3 protein-coding genes are annotated in these 3411 nt (G+C 64.9%); 1 reads left to right on the plus strand and 2 read right to left on the minus strand.

From position 1 onward, the window contains the following. The first annotated feature begins 169 nt into the window (after nt 1-169). Entirely contained in the window at nt 170-1426 is a 1257-nt protein-coding gene (locus tag ACFWAY_RS53250) for an IS701 family transposase (protein WP_378516468.1), read from the plus strand. Nucleotides 1427-1813: 387 nt separating this feature from the next. On the opposite strand, the gene ACFWAY_RS53255 is transcribed toward ACFWAY_RS53250, so the two are convergent. Together ACFWAY_RS53255 and ACFWAY_RS53260 are read right to left on the minus strand one after the other, a co-directional pair. Beyond that, entirely contained in the window at nt 1814-2893 is a 1080-nt protein-coding gene (locus tag ACFWAY_RS53255; protein WP_378516469.1) for a Gfo/Idh/MocA family protein, read from the minus strand. Next, nucleotides 2890-3237 (minus strand): cupin domain-containing protein, encoded by a 348-nt coding sequence (locus ACFWAY_RS53260; RefSeq protein WP_378516470.1) that lies wholly within the window; start codon nt 3235-3237, stop codon nt 2890-2892. Before ACFWAY_RS53260 ends, ACFWAY_RS53255 begins: the two co-directional genes overlap by 4 nt. Nucleotides 3238-3411 lie beyond the last annotated feature (174 nt).

Genomic DNA, 3411 nt, shown 5'->3' on the forward strand with positions numbered 1-3411 from the left:
CTCCCTGAGGAACTCGAACTCGGACGCCTTCGTGTCGAATGCTCCGAGCATCGCTACCGTTGTCACATCGACTCCTTCGTCGCTTCCCATTGCGGTTAGGCCATAGTAGTACTTTGTTAGCTCGGCGTGTCGGCTCGAGTTTCGATTCGAATCTCGAGAGGATCCGGGCATGGATGCAGCCGCTCTCGCCCGTGTCGGGGAACAGTTGGATACGTTTGTCGGTGAAGTGTTCTCGTCGCTGGCGCGCAAGGATCAACGGGAGAAGGCGGGACTGTATGCGCGAGGGTTGATGCTCGACGGCCGGCGGAAGTCGATGCAGCCGATGGCGCAGCGGCTGCGGGTCGATCATCAACAGTTGCAGCAGTTCGTGACCACCTCGCCGTGGGATGTGGTGCCGGTCCGGAAAACGCTGTCCCGCAGGGCGTGTGATCTGGTCGCTCCGGATGCCTGGGTCATCGACGACACCGGGTTCACCAAGGACGGCGATTCCTCGCCGGGCGTGGCCCGGCAGTACTCGGGCACCCTCGGCAAGGTCGGCAACTGCCAGATCGCGGTCAGTGTGCACGCCGCCTCCGACGCCGCGTCGGCACCGTTGGACTGGCGGCTGTTCCTGCCCGAGAGCTGGGACGATCGCTCGACCCCCGACCCCGACGCGGTCGCGGCGATCACCGCTCGCCGGCAGCGATCCGCGATCCCCGACACCGAGCATCACCGCCCCAAGTGGGAAATGGCGATCGAGATGATCGATGAGCTGATCGAGTGGGGCCGCACCCCGCCGACGGCGGTCGCGGACGCCGGCTACGGCGACGCCACCGCCTTCCGGCTCGCGCTGACCGAGCGCGGCATCGACTACGTCGTCGCCGTCAAGGGCGCGACCAGCGCCCATCCCGGCGACGCCATCCCGCAGACCGCGGCCTACACCGGCCGCGGGCGCCCGCCGACACCCCGCTACGGCCCGCACACGACCTGCAAGGACCTCGTCCTCGCCGCCGGACGTAAAGCCCTGCGCACCGTGACCTGGCGGCAGGGAACCAAAACCAGCCCGAACAACCCCACCGCGGCGATGCGCTCGCGGTTCGCCGCCATGCGAATCCGCCCGGCGAACCGCGACATCCCCCGCGCAGAGGACGGCACCCTGCCCGCGGTCTGGTTGCTCGCCGAATGGCCCACCGGAGCCGACGAGCCGACCGACTACTGGCTCGCCACGCTCCCCGAGGACACCCCGCTGCCCGAACTGGTGCGCCTGGCGAAGATCCGCTGGCGCGTCGAGCACGACTACCGGGAACTGAAAACCGGTCTCGGGCTGGATCATTTCGAGGGCCGTTCCTGGCTGGGCTGGCACCACCACGCCACCCTGGTCACCGCCGCCCACTTGTTCCTCACCACCCTCCGGCTCGCCGACCCAAAAGCGACTGGGCAGGACTGACGCTCTACGGCATCGTGTGCGAACTCCAAGGAGCACTTGCTCGTTGGATCGGTACCTGCCCACTGTGCCACCACAGATTTCCCACCTAACAAAGTACTAATAGTACTAGCAATAGAGTGGCGGCACTCGTCGACCTCGGTTCCATTTCCGCACTAGCCGGTCGGATCAAGCTCGCCTGATCCCACTCATCGGCGGCAGCAGTACCTCCGACCGAGGATGAAGGCTGCCGGCCCACCATCGGGATTCCTCCCGGTACCCAGACCATGTTAGCCGGCGGGATACAGCCGCTAGGAGCGGATGAAGTGCGGACTCGTCTGCACCCGCTGGACGGCTACGTCCCCAATGTTTAGGCCTCGCATGTGGTCCTGAAGTAGAGCAGTAAGAAATCTAGTTGGTGAGTGTCCGGGCGTCGTGTCTCGCACTCTTGAGGAGATCCTGGACGTCAACCGGCATGTGAGTCTGCCCGGACTGAATAGCTCCGAACAGCAGCGCCGTGCATTGCAGGTTGTCCGCCACGTGGGTGGCCATTGTCGGGCCCCCTCGCAGCCATGTGCAGAAGTCGGTGAGCAGAGCGCTGTTCTTCCACTCGCTCCGTTCCTGGGACAGCGGCAGTTCGGTGGTCGTGAGGAGCCCGTCGGAGCCGCTGCGGACCACGGACAGCCGTCTCCGATCAAGGACGAGAGTGGCGTCCTCGCACTCGGCCCGGATGTAGTCCTGCCCCCAGCCGTTGAGCGTACTGGCGTTGGCCTGGGCCCCCTCGTATAGGCAGCGGGTCCCGTTCTCCATCTCGACGATCGCCAGCACGGTCGAGTCGCCCGCGTATTCTCCCCATTCGGGATTCCAGGTGCGGGCGTAGACCGTCTTCGCGTCGGAGGACGTCAGCGACCGAATGATCTCGAAGTGGTGCACCGAGCCTTCGATGAGCATCGGATGCTGCATGCGGTGTCTGAACTCGCCCCAATCCCCGAAGCGTCGGCGATTCCAGGTGCATCGATAGACGAGATAGTTCAACCGTCCGAACTCGCCCGACTGGACGCGGTCGATGAGGGTCTGCTTGTCCTGGTCGAAGCGGTGGCTCATCGTGATGGCCATCTTCACCCCGACCGCGTTGGCACGATCGGCGATACGGATCGACGCTTCGAGCGTATCGGCGATCGGCTTCTCGCAGAGGACATGCTTTCCGGCGTCGATCGCGGCTGTCGCCACCGCTTCGTGCGCGACGGGCGGCACGACCACAATCACGAAATCACAGTCGGTGCTCGCGAGGGCCGCCTCGATGCCCGAGAAGCATTGGTCGGGGCGAATTCCGAGGGACTCCTCCGCGATCGCGAATCGGCTCGAATTGGTGTCCACGACCGCGACGGGCATGGCCAGTCCCCGCTCCTGTGCCGGCGGCAGGGTATGGCTGGCCCAGAACGCTCCCATGTCGCCCAATCCAACGAGGATGTACCGCAGTGGCTCGGTCATGGGGTTCCTCCATCTGCCACATCGTGGCCAGCTGAGAGATCAGGCGTTCGGTGCAGGTGGCCGACTCGTCCCTCGCCCACGAGCCGGTCCTCCAGGAAGAATGCCTCCAGGTCCTCGGAGACCTCGATGACGTCGTGCTCCTCGCCCGCTCTCGTGTACACGACATCGCCGGGTCCCACTTCGTAGGTGTTCCCCTCGGTGGCGATGACCGCCCGTCCCTTGTAGATGAGCCAATACTCATCACAGTCGTGAAAATGGTTGTCGAACCGTCCTCCGACACGTGGGACTCGGAAGATCCCGAGAGCGGTCAACGGACAGCCGGCCGGCCCGATCTCCCTGCGCATGGGCTTATCCTGTAGATGAATGAGCGGCACGATAGACCTTTCTGGCTTGTGCAACGGGTGGGATGTGTCGTTCTCTGGCGCGGGACCTAGACGACTGCGGACGTGAACGCCGCGCGGAAGCCGCGGACGTTGGAGGCGATCGCCCCTTCCAGAGGTAGGCGCTCCATTGAAGAC

The organism is Rhodococcus sp. NPDC059968 (assembly GCF_042738615.1).
In the GTDB taxonomy this organism is placed as follows: Bacteria; Actinomycetota; Actinomycetes; order Mycobacteriales; family Mycobacteriaceae; genus Rhodococcus_F.

Coding starts and splice junctions, on each gene's coding strand:
- ACFWAY_RS53250 (WP_378516468.1), top strand. CDS start 170: ATGGATGCAGCCGCTCTCGCCCGTGTCGGGGAACAGTTGGATACGTTT.
- ACFWAY_RS53255 (WP_378516469.1), bottom strand. CDS start 2,893: ATGACCGAGCCACTGCGGTACATCCTCGTTGGATTGGGCGACATGGGA.
- ACFWAY_RS53260 (WP_378516470.1), bottom strand. CDS start 3,237: ATGCGCAGGGAGATCGGGCCGGCCGGCTGTCCGTTGACCGCTCTCGGG.